Source organism: Streptomyces sp. NPDC102514, assembly GCF_055584525.1.
Map to the genome: position 1 here is coordinate 388,764 of NZ_JBVJLW010000004.1, position 16,712 is coordinate 405,475.

The 16,712-nt window shown below is 73.2% G+C and carries 13 protein-coding genes and 1 pseudogene; 9 read left to right on the forward strand and 5 right to left on the reverse strand.

From position 1 onward, the window contains the following. Positions 1-155: 155 nt before the first annotated feature. Positions 156-866, forward strand: a pseudogene (locus ACZ60E_RS13120) (AfsR/SARP family transcriptional regulator); the annotation flags it as partial. Positions 867-2,259: 1,393 nt separating this feature from the next. On the opposite strand, the gene ACZ60E_RS13125 reads toward ACZ60E_RS13120, so the two are convergent. Further along, positions 2,260-3,273 carry a hypothetical protein gene (locus tag ACZ60E_RS13125; protein ID WP_469440078.1) on the reverse strand — a complete coding sequence of 338 codons (1,014 nt, stop codon included), beginning with the start codon at positions 3,271-3,273 and terminating at the stop codon, positions 2,260-2,262. Between the two features lie 153 nt (positions 3,274-3,426). On the opposite strand from ACZ60E_RS13125, the gene ACZ60E_RS13130 reads away from it, so the two are divergent. The 3 genes from ACZ60E_RS13130 (at position 3,427) to ACZ60E_RS13140 (ending at position 8,100) form a co-directional block, all read left to right on the forward strand. Then, positions 3,427-5,232: a glycoside hydrolase family 15 protein gene (locus tag ACZ60E_RS13130; protein ID WP_469440081.1), complete on the forward strand. Its 1,806-nt coding sequence runs from the start codon at positions 3,427-3,429 to the stop codon at positions 5,230-5,232. A 56-nt stretch (positions 5,233-5,288) separates the two neighbouring features. Next, positions 5,289-6,269: an FkbM family methyltransferase gene (locus ACZ60E_RS13135; RefSeq protein ID WP_384803563.1), complete on the forward strand. Its 981-nt coding sequence runs from the start codon at positions 5,289-5,291 to the stop codon at positions 6,267-6,269. Between the two features lie 301 nt (positions 6,270-6,570). Next, entirely contained in the window at positions 6,571-8,100 is a 1,530-nt protein-coding gene (locus tag ACZ60E_RS13140) for a serine/threonine-protein kinase (protein WP_469440082.1), read from the forward strand. A gap of 33 nt (positions 8,101-8,133) precedes the next feature. On the opposite strand, the gene ACZ60E_RS13145 is transcribed toward ACZ60E_RS13140, so the two are convergent. Next, on the reverse strand, positions 8,134-9,204 hold the full coding sequence (locus ACZ60E_RS13145; RefSeq protein WP_469440085.1) for a PucR family transcriptional regulator: 1,071 nt from the start codon (positions 9,202-9,204) through the stop codon (positions 8,134-8,136). 465 nt (positions 9,205-9,669) lie between these two features. Between ACZ60E_RS13145 and ACZ60E_RS13150 the strand changes: the two genes are divergently transcribed. The 4 genes from ACZ60E_RS13150 (at position 9,670) to ACZ60E_RS13165 (ending at position 13,776) form a co-directional block, all read left to right on the forward strand. Then, entirely contained in the window at positions 9,670-10,185 is a 516-nt protein-coding gene (locus tag ACZ60E_RS13150) for a hypothetical protein (protein ID WP_469440087.1), read from the forward strand. Positions 10,186-10,258: 73 nt separating this feature from the next. After that, positions 10,259-11,686, forward strand: a complete 1,428-nt coding sequence (locus tag ACZ60E_RS13155; protein WP_469440088.1) for a flotillin family protein — start codon at positions 10,259-10,261, stop codon at positions 11,684-11,686. A 341-nt stretch (positions 11,687-12,027) separates the two neighbouring features. After that, complete coding sequence (locus ACZ60E_RS13160; RefSeq protein ID WP_210881575.1) at positions 12,028-12,513, forward strand: cation:proton antiporter regulatory subunit; 486 nt, start codon at positions 12,028-12,030, stop codon at positions 12,511-12,513. A 3-nt stretch (positions 12,514-12,516) separates the two neighbouring features. Then, on the forward strand, positions 12,517-13,776 hold the full coding sequence (locus ACZ60E_RS13165; RefSeq protein WP_453792892.1) for a cation:proton antiporter: 1,260 nt from the start codon (positions 12,517-12,519) through the stop codon (positions 13,774-13,776). Positions 13,777-14,251: 475 nt separating this feature from the next. On the opposite strand, the gene ACZ60E_RS13170 is transcribed toward ACZ60E_RS13165, so the two are convergent. Both ACZ60E_RS13170 and ACZ60E_RS13175 read right to left on the reverse strand, forming a co-directional pair. Beyond that, positions 14,252-14,488, reverse strand: a complete 237-nt coding sequence (locus tag ACZ60E_RS13170; RefSeq protein ID WP_469440091.1) for a twin-arginine translocase TatA/TatE family subunit — start codon at positions 14,486-14,488, stop codon at positions 14,252-14,254. A 30-nt stretch (positions 14,489-14,518) separates the two neighbouring features. Beyond that, positions 14,519-15,094: a TerD family protein gene (locus ACZ60E_RS13175; protein ID WP_384803545.1), complete on the reverse strand. Its 576-nt coding sequence runs from the start codon at positions 15,092-15,094 to the stop codon at positions 14,519-14,521. Between the two features lie 79 nt (positions 15,095-15,173). On the opposite strand from ACZ60E_RS13175, the gene ACZ60E_RS13180 reads away from it, so the two are divergent. After that, on the forward strand, positions 15,174-15,659 hold the full coding sequence (locus ACZ60E_RS13180) for a BlaI/MecI/CopY family transcriptional regulator (RefSeq protein WP_469440092.1): 486 nt from the start codon (positions 15,174-15,176) through the stop codon (positions 15,657-15,659). 10 nt (positions 15,660-15,669) lie between these two features. Here ACZ60E_RS13180 and ACZ60E_RS13185 read toward each other — a convergent pair whose 3' ends face one another. Beyond that, the gene (locus ACZ60E_RS13185) at positions 15,670-16,674 is read right to left on the reverse strand and encodes a sporulation protein (RefSeq protein ID WP_469440094.1); all 1,005 of its coding nucleotides are present in this window, start codon (positions 16,672-16,674) and stop codon (positions 15,670-15,672) included. Positions 16,675-16,712 lie beyond the last annotated feature (38 nt).

The window sequence follows — 16,712 nt, forward strand, 5'->3', positions numbered from 1 at the left end:
GCCCCTTTCGGGGCAAGGGCTGTGCCGTTGTCCGCGGGCCCTGGAGACAAAGGTGGGGGGTGTGAATCAGTGGGTGGTCAGCGTGTGGGGGCGCAGTAGCGTGGGAGCGGTGTGGCCAGGTCGGTGAGGAGCGGGACGTGCGGGTGGTGTTCGGGGTGCTCGGGCCGACGGTCGCGTCGGACGAGGACGGGCGGGAGCTCGCCCTGAAGGGGCCGCGGCACCGGGCCGTGCTGGCCCGGCTGATCGTGGCCCGCCGCCGGGTCGTCCCCGTGTCCCGGCTGGTCGAGGACCTGTGGACGGAGCCGCCCGCCGGAGCCGTGGGCGCCGTCCAGACCTTCGTGGCGGCCCTGCGGCGCGCCCTGGAACCGGACCGCCCGCCCCGCACCCCGGCCCGGCTCCTGGTCACCGACGGGCCCGGATACGCGCTGCGTGCCGCGCCGGACACGGTGGACGCCTGGCGCTTCGAGTCGGCGCTCGGCATCGCGGCCGGTCTGCCCGCCCCGGCGGCGCTCGCGACCCTGGACGAGGCGCTGGGCTGGTGGCGGGGTCCGGCGTACGCCGGGTTCGCCGGGGAGGGGGAGGACTGGTCCCGCGCCGAACGCGCCCGCCTCGCCGAACTGCGTCTCCAGGCCGTGGAACGCCGTGCCGAGACCCTGCTCGCCCTCGGCCGCCCCGCCGACGCGGTCCCCGACCTGGACGCCCACCTCACGGACCACCCCTGGCGGGAGAACGCCTGGCGCCTGCTGGCCCTGGCCCTCTACCGCCAGGACCGCCAGGGAGACGCCCTGGCCGTCCTGCGCCGAGCCCGCACGGTCCTGACCACCCAACTGGGCGTCGACCCGGGCCCCCACCTGCGTCACCTGCAATCGGACATCCTGGCCCAGAATCCCGACCTGGACCCCCAGGGGCGCGGGGAACGGCGCAGTCTTCCGTCTTTGGCTTTCAGGGGCGCGGGGAACGGCGCGACCAGCCACAACGCACCCGCACCCGACGACACCGCCGCGAGCAACGCCACCGAGGTCACGGCCCAGCTGTGGACCCGGGCGGCCGAGTCCTACCACCGCACCGTCGCCGGAGGCGCCCGCACCCGCCTCCACTCCACCATCGGCCTGCTCCGCAACCTCGCGGTCACCGGCGGCGCGGGCCTGGAGGAGGCCCGCCGCCACCGCACGGCGGCCGTCGCCGCGGCGGAGGAGTTCGCCGACCCGGAGCTGACCGCCCGGGTGATCGGCGCGTACGACGTCCCGGCGATCTGGACCCGCGCGGACGACCCCACGGCCGCCGCCCACATCGTGGCCGCCGCGGAACGAACCCTCAGAGCCCTGCCGACGGGAACCCGCGCGCACGAGTCGGCCCGCTGCCGTCTCCTGGCCACCATCGCCCTGGAAACCCGCGGAGCGGACGGCGCGACCGGTTCGCGCGGCCCCGACGCCGCCCGCGAGGCGGAATCGCTCGCCCGCCGCCTCGACGACCCCGCCCTGCTGGCCTTCGCCCTCAACGGCACGTTCATGCAGTCCTTCACCCGCGCGGGCCTCGCTCCGCGACGCGACGCGATCGGCGCCGAACTCGTCGAACTGTCCGTGCGCCACGGCCTGGTGACCTACGAGGTCCTCGGCCACCTCATCCGCCTCCAGGCCCGCGCGGCACTCGGCGACCTCCCCGGCGCGGACCGCCACGCGAGTGCCGCGGACCGCCTCGCCGCACGCCACGAACTGCCCCTCGTGGGCGTCTTCACCGAGTGGTACGCGGCCCTGCGGCTCAGCGCGACCGGCCGGCCGGCCGAAGCGGAGACCGCCTACCGCGCCGCCGCCACCCGCCTGGAGGGCGCCGGCATGCCCGGCCTGGAACGCGGCCTCCTCCCCCTCGCGCTCCTGTGCCTGCGCCTGACCCACGACCTCCCGGTGGCCCCGGAGCCTGACCCGAACCCGGGCGGGGACTCCCCGCCCGACTGGGGCCCCTACCGCCCCTGGGCCGAGCCGTTCACGCTCCTCGCGGCGGGCCGCCGCACCGAGGCCCGTACCGCCCTGCGCGCCCTCCCGGAACCCCCGCACGACCTCCTGTACGAGGCCTGCTGCGCGCTGGAGGCCGAGGCCGCCCGCCGCGTCGGAGACCGTGCCGCGCTGGAACGCGCCCGCGACCGCCTGCGTCCCGCCGCCGCCGAACTCGCGGGCGCGGGAAGCGGGTTGCTCACCCTGGGCCCGGTCGAGCGGTACCTCACCGACCGGGCATGACGGCCGGAGCCGAACCCACAGCCATCCCTCAGCTCAGCTCATCGGGATCCGTCTCGTCCTCGTCCTCGTCACCGCTCTGCTCGGAGGGCGGCGCCGAGTCCGGGGCGGGAACGGAAGCCGCCTCCGAAGCCCCCGCCGGTTCGGAAGCCGCTTCCGAAGCCGGTTCCGAAGCCGGTTCGGACTCCGACGCGGAGGCCGGGGCCGAAAGGGCCGCCGCGGGTGTCCCGCCCGCCAGGACCTCCTCAAGGCGCCGCGTGCCGGCCTCGGCGGCCCGCCGGACGTCCCCGGCGTCCACCTCGTCGAGTCCGCCGTCGGTGAGGGACAGTGCGCTGTCGCCGACCCGGACGGCCGCGTAGTCCAGGGTGAGCACGGCCGGCCAGCCGCCGCCGTCGCCGCTCACGGTCACCCGCAGCCCCTCGGCCGCCTCACCCAGGCCGGGCAGCGGCGCGGCGACGGCCCGGACGGTGAACTGCCCGCCCCTGACGTCCGTGGCCGTGAACTGCCCGCAGGTCTCCGGCACCGTCTTCAGCCAGGCCAGCGAGGAGTCCAGCGCGGCCCGGTCGTACGCCCCCACCTGGTACCGCAGCTGCGTACCGGCGCCGTCGTCGTCGAAGCCGGCCGCCGCGCGGGACCCGGCGGGGTCGCCGAGCAGGTTCTCGGCGTACAGGCCGTCGAGCAGCCGCTGGCAGTCGGTGACGTCCGCCCTGCCCTTGAGGAGGGCGTCCCGCCAGGTCGCCGCGCCCTGGGTCCCCGTCCAGCCGTCGCCGAGGTCGGCGGGGGTGACCAGCGCCGACCTCGCCTGCGCCTCGGTGAGCGTGTGCGCGACGGTGACCGAGGGGGAGGGCGAGGGGGCCCGCGCGGCGGCGGCGGAGGCGGAGGCCGCCGCGTCGTCCGCGGCACCGGCACCGGCCCCGCCGCCACCGCCCGAGCACCCGGCCGTCGTGAGCAGCGCGGCCACCGCGAGGACCGGGACGAGGGCCGGCCGGAGGGCGGGGACGGTACGCCGGTGACGGCACCGACGGCGGGTCGGACGGTTCAGCACGGATGCCTCCTACGGCTCCCGACGACAGGGATCTTCCGGATCCCTCCCACGGCACCATCGCGCGGCACCTCCCACCAGCGCACCGGGCCGACCGGGTGAGCCGGTGGGGCCCTTCGAGATGCCCCCGCCCACTCCCGCGGCCACACTGGCCCCATGCCGGGACGGATCGAGGACTACGCCCTCGTCGGGGACCTGCTGACCGCCGCCCTCATCGGCCGCGACGGCAGCCTCGACTGGCTGTGCCTGCCCCGCTTCGACTCCCCCGCCTGCTTCGCCGCGCTGCTGGGCGACGAGAACAACGGCCGCTGGCGGATCGCCCCGGTGGCCGCGTACGACGACACCGCCCCGCCGGCCTCCACCCGCCGCTACCGCGGGGACTCCCTCGTCCTGGAGACCGAGTGGGAGACCGACACCGGCCGGGCCACCGTCGTCGACTTCATGCCGCGCCGCGACGGCTCCCCCAGCGTCGTACGGATCGTCGAGGGTGTGTCCGGCACGGTCGACCTGCGCATGGACCTGCGGCTGCGGTTCGAGTACGGGAGCGTGGTGCCCTGGATGCACCGCGAGCACGGGCAGCTCACCGGGGTCGCGGGACCCGAGTCGGTGCGGCTGTCCACCACCGTCCCGCTGGCCGCGCACGGCCACGCCCACACCGCCGACTTCACCGTCACCGCGGGCGAACGCATCCCCTCCGTCCTGACCTGGCAGCCCTCCCACCTGCCCGGCCCCGGCCCCGTGGACCCCTTCGAGGCGCTGCGCCGCACCGAGGAGTACTGGAGCGACTGGCTGCGGCCGTTCTCGTACGACGGCACCTACCGCGAAGCGGTCGTACGCTCCCTCATCACCCTCAAGGCCCTCACCTACGAGCCGACCGGCGGCATCGTCGCCGCGCCCACCACCTCGCTGCCCGAACAGCCCGGCGGGGTACGCAACTGGGACTACCGCTTCTGCTGGCTGCGCGACGCCGGGATGACCCTGGAGGCGCTGCTGCGCAGCGGCTTCACCGCCGAGGCGGACGCCTGGCGCGGCTGGCTGGAGAGGGCGGTCGCCGGCCGCCCGCAGGACATCCAGATCATGTACGGCATCGGCGGCGAGCGCAGGCTCACCGAGTGGACGGCCGACTGGCTTCCGGGGTACGAGGGTTCGCGGCCCGTGCGGATCGGCAACGGCGCCGCCATGCAGCAACAACTGGACGTGCCGGGCGAGTTGATGGACACCCTCGCCCTGACGCTGAGTTCGGGGCTGCGGCCCCACCGGCATCTCATCGCACTCCAGCGGGCCGTCCTAGACCACCTGGAGAAGGTGTGGTCCCGGCCCGACCAGGGACTGTGGGAGATGCGCGGCGAACCCCGCCACCACGTCCACTCCAAGGTCATGTGCTGGGTCGCCTTCGACCGTGCGGTCCGGCTGGCCGAGGACCACGGGCGCCCGGGGCCCGTCGCCCACTGGCGTGAGATCCGGGACCGTATCCACCGGGAGGTCTGCGAGCGGGGCTTCGACCCGGCGCGCGGCACGTTCACGCAGTCCTACGGTTCGCGCGCCCTCGACGCGGCGCTGCTGCTCATCCCACGCACCGGGTTCCTGCCGCCGGACGACCCGAGGGTCATCGGCACGGTCGCCGCCGTCGAACGCGAACTGTCGACCGACGACGGCCTGGTCCGCCGCTACTCGACGAACACCGGCGGATCCGCGAGCCCCGACGGGCTGGCCGGCTCCGAGGGCGCCTTCCTGGCCTGCTCCTTCTGGCTCGCGGACGCCCTGCGGCTGACCGGACGCGCGGACGAGGCCCGGACCCTGTACGAACGGCTGCTGCTCCTGCGCAACGACGTCGGCCTGCTGGCGGAGGAGTACGACCCCGTCGCCGGACGCCAACTGGGCAATTTTCCCCAGGCGTTCACGCATGTGCCCCTCATCAGGGCGGCCTACGAACTCGACCGCCACGAGACCGGTCACCGGTGAGAATTCATTCAGTGAAGTACCGGTGAATCCGAGGCGACTTCTGCGAGGCTGACCCGATGCCGACCCTTTACAGAAGACTGCTCGGAATCCTTCCCCGGATAGGCGTGAAGGTGGTCGATCTCGGTCCCGGTACGTCCCTGCTGTTCCGGCGGGGCGAGCGGACCGTCGTCCCGGTGGGAGGCGGCGCCGATCTGGTGACCCGCGGCAGGAGCCGGTACGCGGTCACGGACGCCGGCACGGACACCTGGGTGGTGGCCCGCGGGTCCGGAGGGCGGAACGTGAAGAGTGTGCCGCTCGGTGACACGGGCGCGCGCCTGCTGCTCGACAAGGCGGTACCGGCGGCGGGGGAGCGGGAGTTCCAGCTCGCCGCCGCGCACTATCTGTGCACCCAGCATGTGGCCGCGCTGCTGGAACTGAACCGCGTGAACTGCGTGTTCGACGTCGGGGCCAACAGCGGGCAGTACGGGAAGGGGCTGCGGCGCTTCGGCTACACGGGGCGGATCGTGTCCTTCGAGCCGGTGTCCGCGACGTTCGAGAAGCTGCGGAAGTCCGCCGAGAGCGACCCGGACTGGCATGTGTACAACTTCGCGCTCGGCCGTGAGGAGGCCGTGCAGTCCATCCATGTGGACTGGAAGTCCATGAACTCCCTGCTTCCGCCCAGCGAGTACGGCAAGGAGCGGTACCGGCGGTTCGCCAAGGGGCGTACGGAGGAGATCGAGATCCGGCGGCTCGACGGCGTCATGCAGAAGGCGCTCGAAGGGGTCGAGGACCCCCGGCCGTATCTGAAGATGGACACGCAGGGCTTCGACATGGAGGTGTTCGCCGGGGCGGGTGAGCGGATCTCCGAGTTCGTCGGGATGCAGTCCGAGGTGGCGGCTCTGCGGCTGTACGAGGGCAGTCCCGCGATGGGGGAGGCTGTTGCCGCCTACGAGGCGGCGGGGTTCGGGGTCACCGGGATGTACCCCGTCACCCGCGACCCCGCGACGGGCCGGGTCGTGGAATTCGACTGCGTGATGATCCGCGCAACCCAGAACTGACTGCGCCGTTCCCCGCGCCCCTGAGGGGGTGGGGGTTCGCTGGAACGTCCGGCTGCGACCCGGTGGGGGTCACCCGCGCAGTTCCCCGCGCCCCTGGGCGCCCAGGGGCGCGGGGAACTGCGCGCTCAGCCACGAGCAACCCGCACCCTCCCGCAGGGGCGCGGGCCCGCAGGGCGTTTCGGGGGTTGGGAGATCGGTAGGCTAGGGGGACTGCGAGTCCCCCCATCCGCGCGCTTCCGTAACGCCGAAGTGCCGTTCGCGGTCCCCGTGTTGGCCTTCTGCTGTTGAGGATGATTCGCTGGTGCTCGTCGCGGAGCGGTATCGGTTGCAGGCGTCCATCGGCCGAGGCGGCATGGGCGAGGTCTGGCAGGCCACCGACGAGGTGCTCGGCCGCGCCGTGGCCGTCAAGCTGCTGCTGGGGGACGAGGCGGACAGCGCCGCGTCCGCCCGCTTCCGGCTGGAGGCCCAGACGGCGGCCAGGCTCAGCCACCCCTACGTCGTCGCCGTCTTCGACTTCGGCGCCTGGGACGGCCGCTTCTACCTGGTCATGGAGTTGGTCGAGGGCCGCAGCCTCGCCCAGGAACTGACCGCGTCCGGCACCCTCGGCGCGGACCGGGTGGCCACCATCGCCGCCCAGGCCGCCGCGGGCCTCGCCGCCGCGCACCGCGAGGGGATCGTGCACCGGGACATCAAGCCCGGCAACCTCCTCGCGGACGCCCAGGGCACCGTGAAGATCGGCGACTTCGGCATCGCCCGTTTCGTCGACGACCCGTCGTCCGCGCTCACCACGGCCGGCCAGATCGTCGGCACCAGCCTCTACCTCGCGCCCGAGCGCGCCCTGGGCCGCCCGGCGTCCGCCGCCTCGGACGTGTACTCGCTGGGCTGCGTGCTCTACCAACTCCTCACCGGCAGACCGCCGTTCCAGGGCGAGAGCGCGACGATCACCCTGCACCAGCACATCGACATGGCGCCGGTGCCGCCCCGCGAGCGCGGGATCCAGTTGCCGCCCGCCTTCGAGAACTACCTTCTCGGCCTGCTCGCCAAGCAGCCCGAGGACCGGCCCACGGCCCAGGAGGTCGCGGACTGGTTCGGCACGGGCGCCTGGCAGGGACGGGCCGAGCCCCTTCCGGTGGCCGCACAGCAGCCGCGTACGCAGGTGTCGTACGCGTCCGCGCCCCCGCAGCAGCAGCCAGGGGGAGCCGACAGCGGGGCCCCGACGACGTACCGGCTCCCGGCGACCGCCGCGCAGCCGACCGGGCGCTCCGCCCACGCGTCCCGGTCCGGTCCCCTGCCCGCCCCGGCATCCTCCCCGCACGCTTCGCACTCGGCCCGTTCCGGGCCCTCGCGCCGCGCACGGCCCACCGGCGGTGGCGGCGGACGCGGCGGTGTGGGGACCGCGGTCAGACGCAGACCCCGGGTGTTCGGCATCCTCGCGGGTGCCGTGATCTTCGTACTTGCCGTGCTCGCGGGCATGTCGATGTTCTCGCCGGACGACACCGCGTCGAAGGACGGCTCGAAGGACGCGTCACCCTCCGCCGGTGCGACCGGGGGCTCGTCCGGCAGGTCGGCCACCGGGGCGCCCGTCGCCGGAGCGGTGGACCAGGACCAGGATCAGGGAGGGGACCAGGGCGGGGAGCAGGGGCAGGAGACCGGGACCTCGCCCGACGTCAATACGGCGCCCTCCGCCTCCCCCTCCGCCACGGAGGAGATTCCGGAGGTCGTACCGGGCCCCGGCCAGGACGCGGAGAAGCCGCGCAAGCCGGGCAAGGGCGGGGACGACCGGTCGGACGACGGTGACGACGAGGACGACACGGACGACGGCGAGGAATGAGCGCCGGCCGGGGAAAGTGCTCCCCGGCAGCCCTCAGAAGTCCTTCTCCGGCCAGTCCAGCAGCCGTGCCCCGATGACCGCGGTCTGCAGTGTGTACCGGTGCACCGGGTCCGCGGGGTTCGCCCCGGTCAGCTTGTGGATGCGTTCCAGCCGGTAGGTGAGCGCGCGGACGCTCAGCGCCAGCCGCCGGGCGGCCTCCGCGGCGACACAGCCCGAGTCGAAGTACGCGGTGAGCGTGTCGAGGAGCGGTTCGGCGCCGCCGCGGGCCGCGCGCAGCGGTCCGAGCGCGCTGACCACCAGGTCGGCCATGGCCTGCCGGTCCCGGGTCAGCACGGGATAGACGAGCAGGTCGGCGGAGCGCAGTACGGGTGTGTCGAACTCCAGCCGTTCCGCCAGGTCGAGGGCGTTCAGCGCCTCCTCGTAGGACTGGACGACCCCGCCGGGTCCGGGCTGGGAGCGGCCGATGGCTACCTGCCCGCCGTCGGTGGCCGCGTACGCCTGTTTGGCGAAGAACGCGAGGACGTCGTCCTGGTCGCCGGGCGCGATGCACACCAGGCGCCCGTCCTTGGTGGTGACGAGGATGCTGCGGTCGCCGAACCTGGTGATCAGCGCGCGCTCCACCTCGCGGGGCACGGCGTCCCCCTCGTCGTAACCGTGGTAACCGTCGTGGCCCACGCTGCCGCGGGCCACGGCGACGGCGTGCGCGTGCGAGAGGCGCAGCCCGAAGCGTTCGGCGCGTTCGGCGAGCAGGCCGAGGTCGCTGCGGCCGTGCAGCAGGTCGTCGATGAACTCCCGGCGCGCGGCCTCCTCCTGGCGTACGGCGAGGAGTTGCGCCCGTTCGTACCCCTCGGCGAAGGCGTCGACGGCCTGCTCGACGGCGGCGAGCATGTGCTCCCCGGCGGTGGCGGGCCAGTGCACGCGGGCGGCGGTGAGATGGGCGCCGACCAGGGCGCGCAGTCCGAAGCCGGCCTCGGCGGCCCGTTCGCCCAGCGCCCGCCGGGAGTCGAGTTCGTCGCGGGTCAGCCGGCGGCCGGTCGCGGAGGCGTCGGCGAGGATGCGCGCGTACCCGGCCAGGTATTCCTCGGGTACGTCCCGCCCCGCCATGCGCGTCCCTCTTCTCCCGATGAGCAGTTTTGCCTCGATGAGCTGGTGACGCCTTTCTAGCGCATGGGGCGGGGGTGCGGCGCGGTGAGGGTGGGGCTCGCTGCCGGACCACGGCAGGGCGGGGCCCCGGTGCCGGAGACCGTCAGCTGGCGGTGTCCGGCACCGGGGCCCCTGTCCGTCCCCCGTAGCAGGCCCACGTGGATCCCCCGCGCCTTCCGCGTGGTTCCCCTTTTCCGCCCGGTCATCGTGCCCGGAGCGGAGGCGTCTTCGCATTGCCGGATCCCGGCAGTCTTGGGGCGTTCCCGGTGCCGGGCGGTGTCGGGTTCCGGGGCGCACGGGGCTGATGTGTCAAAGCGGCACCAAGAAAGCGCAAAGACTGCCGGAATCCGGCAATGTGTATAGCGCACGCATCTGCCACACTACGAGTCCGCCAAGGTGATCGGCACAGTCGGGGAGGTGGGCCGGATGAACCTGTTTCTCGGTCTCGGCATCGCGGGTGTCGTGCTGCTGCTTCTGACGCTGGTCTTCGACGGCGTCCTGGAAGGGCTGTTCGGCGGAGCGAGTTTCCTGGACGGACTCTTCGACGGACTGCTCTCACTGCCGGTCATCGCCGGATTCGTGTCGATGCTCGGCTTCGGCGGCGCCCTCGTACTCGGCACCACCGGACTCGGAGTCCTGCCCGCCACCGCCGTGGGCATCGGAGCCGGAGCCGCGGCGGGCGGCCTCACCTGGCGGTTCAGCCGGGCCCTGATGCGCGACGAGCCGTCCGCCACACCGCGCGGCACCGACCTCGTCGGCAACTCGGGTTCCGTCGTCACCCCGATCCCGGTCGGCGGTTACGGCGAGGTGCTCGTGTATCTCGCGGGGCAGCCGCTGAAACTCGCGGCGAAGAGCCCCGAAGCGGTGGCCCGGGGCACGGAGGTCTGGGTCGAGGAGTCCCTGTCACCGACATCGGTGGCGGTCCGCGCGGTCCAACGCTGAATTGCTGCTTGTTCTTTCTTGATCTGGTCCGAACCGATCTGCCGCCTTGGGGGTGGCAAGGGGGGAATTCATCATGAGTCCAGTGCTCGTCGCGGTCGTGGGAGTCGTCGTACTCCTCGTCCTGCTCGCACTCGTCGTCGTCACGCGGTACAAGGTGGCCGGGCCCAGCCAGGCCTTCATCGTCACCGGGCGGCGCGGCAAGAAGTCCACCGACCCGGAGACCGGGCGGGTGTTCACCGACAACAGCGGCCAGAAGGTCGTCGTCGGCGGCGGCGTCTTCGTCGTCCCGTTCGTCCAGCAGAAGTTCACCCTCGACCTGTCCAGCCGGCACATCCCGATCACCGTGCGCGGCGCGGTCACCCTGCGCGGCGTCAAGGCGAACCTCGAAGGGGTCGCCATCGTCAAGGTCGGCGGCACCGAGGACTCCATCCGCGCCGCCGCCCAGCGCTTCCTGATGCAGCAGAACGGCATCGTCGGCTTCACCCAGGAAGTGCTCTCCGGCGCGCTGCGCTCCATCGTGGGCCGCATGTCGGTGGAGGACATCATCCGGGACCGTGCCGCGTTCGCCGGGCAGGTCGCGGAGGAGGCCGAGGCGAGCCTGTCCGGACAGGGCCTGGTGCTCGACGCCTTCCAGATCCAGGACATCACCACCGAGGGCTCGTACCTGGAGGACCTCGGCCGGCCCGAGGCCGCCCGCGCCAAGCAGGAGGCCGACATCGCGGAGGCCGTGGCCCGGCGGGCCGCCGAGCAGGCCCGTCTGAAGGCCGAGGAGGAGATCGCGATCGCCCAGCGGACGTTCGCGCTCAAGACCGCGGAGATCAAGGCCGAGACGGACGAGGCGGCGGCGCGTGCCGCCGCGGCCGGGCCGCTCGCGCAGGCCGCCCGCAGCCAGGAAGTCCTCGCCGAACAGGAGAAGGTCGCCCAGCGGCAGGCCGCGCTGACCGACCGCGAACTGGACACCAAGGTCCGCAAGCCGGCCGACGCGGCGCGGTACCAGGCCGAACAGGAGGCGGAGGCCCGCCGGGTCGCACTCGTCAAGCAGGCCGAGGCGGACGCCCAGCGGTCGCGGCTGACCGGTGAGGGCGAGAAGGCGCACCGCGCCGCGCTCGCCGACGCCGTACGCATCGAGGGTGAGGCCGAAGCCGCGGCGATCGGGGCCAAGGGGGCCGCCGAGGCGGAGGCGATGCGGTTGAAGGCCGACGCGTTCTCGCAGTACGGCGACGCGGCGGTGCTGCAGATGGTCGTCGAGGTGCTGCCGTCGGTCGTCGCCAAGGCGTCCGAGCCGCTCAGCGCGATCGACAAGATGACGGTGATCTCCACGGACGGGGCGAGCCAGTTGTCCCGTACGGTCGCGGACAACGTCGCGCAGGGGGTTGAGCTGCTCGGCTCCACGACGGGGGTGGACCTGCCGGGACTGCTCCGCCGGATCACTGGGCCGTCTGCCGCGGCTGCCGCGCCGGCTGCGCCGCCCGCGAACGGCAAGGTCGATGTGACCGACTGACGGTCGACGCTCGGGTGCGGCCGTGCGGGGGCTGGCCGCGCCGTTCCCCGCGCCCCTTGGGGGGTGGGGGTGCAGGGACGGTTTTGGCTGCGGGTCGGTGGGGGTCGGCCGCGCCGTTCCCCGCGCCCCTAGACGATGAAAAGCCGGGGCGCAGCCCCGTTTTTCAGGGGCGCGGGGAACTGCGCGCTCAGCCACGCACGGCCCGCAGTCGGAAGCGTGCCCCAGGCCCCACCTCCTCAGGGGCGCGGGGAACGGCCCCCGCCGGGACGCAGGCGGGAGTGGTTCGTGGGGCGCCGTAGGGTTGACGGATCAGCAGATCGACATCGGACAGGGGACCAGCCATGGGCACTCCACGCCTGAGCAGTACGCCGTTGCCGGGAATCGGGGTGCGGTACGACCTCACGACCCGCGAACAACGCCGCATCTCCGTGGTCGCGCACCGCGACGGAGGCCGCACGCTGAGCGCGTACCGCAAGGACGACCCGGACGCCTGCGCCCTCTCCGTCCGGCTCTCCGCGGGAGAGTCCGACGCGCTCATCGACGCCCTGATGCCCGCGCACCACAGCCCCAGCCTGCTGTCCACGACCGAGCTGGGCCTGGTCGCCGAACGCATCGAGCTGTCGTCGACCTCGTACTGGAACGGACGCCTGCTGGGCGAGACCTGCATGCGCACGGAGACCGGCGTCTCGATCGTCGCCGTACTGCGCCGCGCCGAGGCCATCCCCTCGCCGGCGCCGGACTTCCGCCTCGCCGGCGGGGACACCCTCATCGTGATCGGCACCCGCGAGGGCGTGGAGTCGGCCGCGACCATACTCGGAAGGGAGTGACACGTGCATTCATCAGCGGTCTTCCTGATCGAGTTCGGCGCGATCATCCTCGGTCTCGGGCTGCTCGGCCGGTTCGCCGGACGCTTCCAGTTCTCGCCGATACCGCTCTACCTGCTGGCCGGACTGGCCTTCGGCGAGGGCGGGCTGCTGCCCCTGGGCACCAGCGAGGAGTTCGTCGCGATCGGCGCGGAGATCGGCGTCATCCTGCTGCTGCTGATGCTCGGACTGGAGTACACGGCGACCGACCTGGTCTCCAACCTCAAGACCCAGTACCCGGCGGGCCTCGTGGACGCCGCCCTGAACGCCCTGCCCGGCGCCGCGATGGCGCTGCTGCTCGGGTGGGGGCCGGTGGCCGCCGTCGTCCTCGCCGGCGTCACCTGGATCTCCTCGTCCGGTGTCATAGCCAAGGTCCTCGGCGACCTGGGACGGCTCGGCAACCGTGAGACTCCGGTGATCCTGAGCATCCTGGTCCTCGAAGACCTCTCCATGGCGGTCTACCTGCCGATCATCACCGCGCTGCTGGCCGGTGCGGGGCTTGCGGCGGGCAGTGCCACGCTCGCCATCGCGCTCGGTGTCGCCGGGCTCGTACTCGTCGTCGCGGTGCGGTACGGCCGCCACATCTCCCGGTTCGTGTCGAGCGACGACCCCGAGAAGCTGCTGCTCGTGGTGCTGGGGCTGACCCTGCTGGTCGCCGGTGTGGCGCAGCAGTTGCAGGTGTCGGCGGCCGTGGGGGCGTTCCTCGTCGGGATCGCGCTGTCGGGGGAGGTGGCGGAAGGGGCGCACGGGCTGCTGTCGCCGCTGCGGGACCTGTTCGCCGCCGTCTTCTTCGTCTTCTTCGGGCTGCACACGGACCCGGCGAGCATTCCGCCGGTGCTGCTGCCGGCGCTGGCGCTGGCCGTGGTCACCGCCGGGACGAAGATCGCGACGGGGTACTGGGCCGCCAAACGGGCCGGGATCTCCGCGAAGGGGCGGTGGCGGGCCGGGGGGACGCTGGTCGCCCGCGGCGAGTTCTCGATCGTGATCGCGGGGTTGGCGGTGACGTCCGGTATCGAGCCGCGGCTCGGGCCGCTGGCCACCGCGTACGTGCTGATCCTGGTGATCGTGGGGCCGCTGACCGCGCGGTACACCGAGCCGGTGGCCGCGCTGTTGGGTGGGCGGCGGTCTGCGCGGCCGGCGGAGCCGGAGTCTGAGCCTGAGCCCGGGCTGGACGAGGCGCAGGACAGGGACCTGGTCCCCACCCCGGACGCCCCGGCGGAAAAGTAACGTCCGATGCGCCGTTCCCGCCCCCTTGGGGGGTGGGGGACCCGGTTGTCGGCCCGGTGCGACCCGGCTGCGGCTGGCCGCGCAGTTCCCCGCGCCCCTGAAAGCCGGGCTGCGCCCAGGCTTTTGTGCCCCCGCCCCCACGCACCGAAGGCGCGCGGGGAACGGCGCGCCCAGCCACAACGGACCGGCACTCAAAAACGCGCCTCCACCCCCACCGCCTAAGGGGCGCGAGGAACTGCGCGCTCAGCCACGTCCGGCCGGCACTCGAAAACGCGCCTCCACCCCCACCCCCTAAGGGGCGCGGGGAACTGCGCGCTCAGCCACGTCCGGCCGGCACTCGAAAACGCGCCTCAGCCCCCACCCCCTCAGGGGCGCGGGGAACGGCGCGGCCAGCCCCCACCGGCCGGCAGTCGGCAACGTGCCCTCGCCCCGGGGGGGCGCCCCACCGGCCCGCAGCCGAAAACGTGCCCCCCGTTCAGCCCCCCGCCCCAGGGCCCCCCGCCCCAGCGCCCCGAGGCCCCTCCGGCGGCACGACCTCCCCCTCGACCACCCGCGGAGCGCCCGGTTCCGCAGTCTCCGTCGCCGCCCTCTTCTCAGCCTTCAGGATGCGCGCGGACTTGCCCGCCGAGCGTGCCAGGTCCGGGCCCTTCTTCACGGCCAGGACGACGATGACGACGACGAGGATGACGGCGAGCTCGCTCAGTCCGAACATGTGCGTCCTCTCCCCTTCGGCCCGCCGCCGTCAGACGCCGACGCCGAAGTCGGAGGCGATGCCGGAGAGCCCGGAGGCGTATCCTTGGCCGACGGCGCGGAACTTCCACTCCGCGCCGTGGCGGTACAGCTCGCCGAAGACCATCGCCGTCTCGGTGGCGGCGTCCTCGGACAGGTCGTAGCGTGCGATCTCGGCGCCGCCCGCCTGGTTGACGACGCGGATGAAGGCGCCCCGGACCTGTCCGAAGCTCTGCCCGCGGGCCTCGGCGTCGTGGATGGACACGGGGAAGACGATCTTCGCGACCTCGGCCGGCACGGTCGCCAGGTTCACCTTGACGGACTCGTCGTCGCCCTCGCCCTCACCGGTGAGGTTGTCACCGGTGTGCTCGACCGAACCGTCGGGGCTCTTCAGGTTGTTGTAGAAGATGAAGTGCTGGTCGGAGAGGACCTTGCCCGACTCGTCGACCAGCAGCGCGGACGCGTCGAGGTCGTAGTCCGTGCCCGTCGTGGTCCGTACGTCCCAGCCGAGGCCGACCAGTACGGCCGTCAGGCCCGGCGCCTCCTTGCTGAGCGAGACATTGCCGCCTTTGGAAAGGGAAACTCCCACGCCGATCTCCTTATTGGTGCGAACGTTCCTCGTGGGGCAGAATCTACAGCACTGTAGAAAATAAGGAAGGAGACAGGACGTGACGGACCGACGGCAGCGTCCCCCACGGCGGGGACAGGGTGAGCTGGAGGCGCAGGTCCTGTCGGCCCTGTGCGCGGCGGACGGGCCCGCGACGGCGGGCTGGGTGCAGGAGCGGCTGGGCGGTGACCTCGCCTATACGACCGTCATCACGATCCTGACCCGGCTGCTGGCGAAGGGAGCGGTGACGCGTGAGCGCGTCGGCCGGTCCTTCGCGTGGACCCCGGCGTCGGACGAGGCGGGTCTGGCCGCCCGCCGGATGCGCAAGGTGCTGGACGGGGAGCGGGACCGGGAGGCCGTGCTCGCCAGCTTCGTGACGTCCCTGGAGCCGGACGACGAGCGGCTGCTGCGTGAACTGCTGGCCCATCCCGGCGCGGAGAGGGACGACTGGGCGTCGCCCTCCGCACAGTCGCCTTCCGCGCAGTCGTCCTCCGTACGGTCACCGTCCGCACGGTCGTCCTCCGCGCGGAGCGGGTCTCATGGGTGACGGGGAGTCGTCAGCCCTCTTCCTGCTCCCCCTGCCCTGCCTCCTGCTCTGCCTCCTGCTCCTCGTCGTCCCCCTCGAAGAAGTCGCCCACCTCGTCCGCGATCTCCGCCGCCACCAGTCCGCCGGCGACCCCGACCGCGAGCCCCGCCGCACCCGCGGCGACCCCCGCGCCGATGCCGGGATGCGACCGCTCGTGCACCTCGTGCCGGTCGTGGCCGTACGCCGCGTCGGGGTCGTACGACTCCCGGTGTTCGACCAGCTCCCGGACCCAGCCGTCGACCACGGTGGTCCAGTCCTGGTGGCCGACGCCCTCGTGGGAGACGGTGAACCGGGTGAGGGTGTCGTCGCCGGAGGAGAGGGGGCCGCCGCGTTTGTCGGCCTCCAGGACCACCTCCACGCCGGTGGGGGCGGCGAGGAAGGTCACCTCGATCTCGTTGACCGCGTGGGCGTAGGCGGGCGACGGGGTGAGTTCGAGCTCCTGGTAGAAGGGGAGCTGCTGGCCCGTGCCGCCGATCCGGCCGAGTTCCAGGTCCGCGGACCTGAAGCCGAAGCCGAGCTGCCCGAAGGCTTCCAGGACCGCCTCCTGGACGGGCCGGGCCGACACGGTCAGCCGGTCCAGGTCGGCCTTGTCCCGCGCGCCCGCCACCGAGAGTTCCGTACGGAGGCCGAGGGCGATGCCCAGCTCCTGCCCGTACAACTGCGTGACCGGGGTCTCCCAGGGGAGCGTGACCGTGAACGGGACGGTCCGCTCCTCGCCCTCGGCGAGCGGGAAGCCGCCGCCGACGGTGAAGCGGTCGAAGACGACCCCGCTCTCGCTCTCCCCCTCCTCGTGTTCGGCCTCGACGCCCGCGACCAGTTCCAGCGTGACGTGCTCGATGTCGACGTCCGAGCCGCCGCCTCTGAGCCGGATCTCGCCGGAGAGGGTCCCGCCGGGCAGGGCGGGGGCGGGGCTCAGGACCGTGTCCACCGTGGGGCCGCCCACGCCGAGTGATCCGAGCAGCCGTTTGAACACCATTGAGGGGTCCACTCCTTCATGTGCGGGTGGTCGTGCCG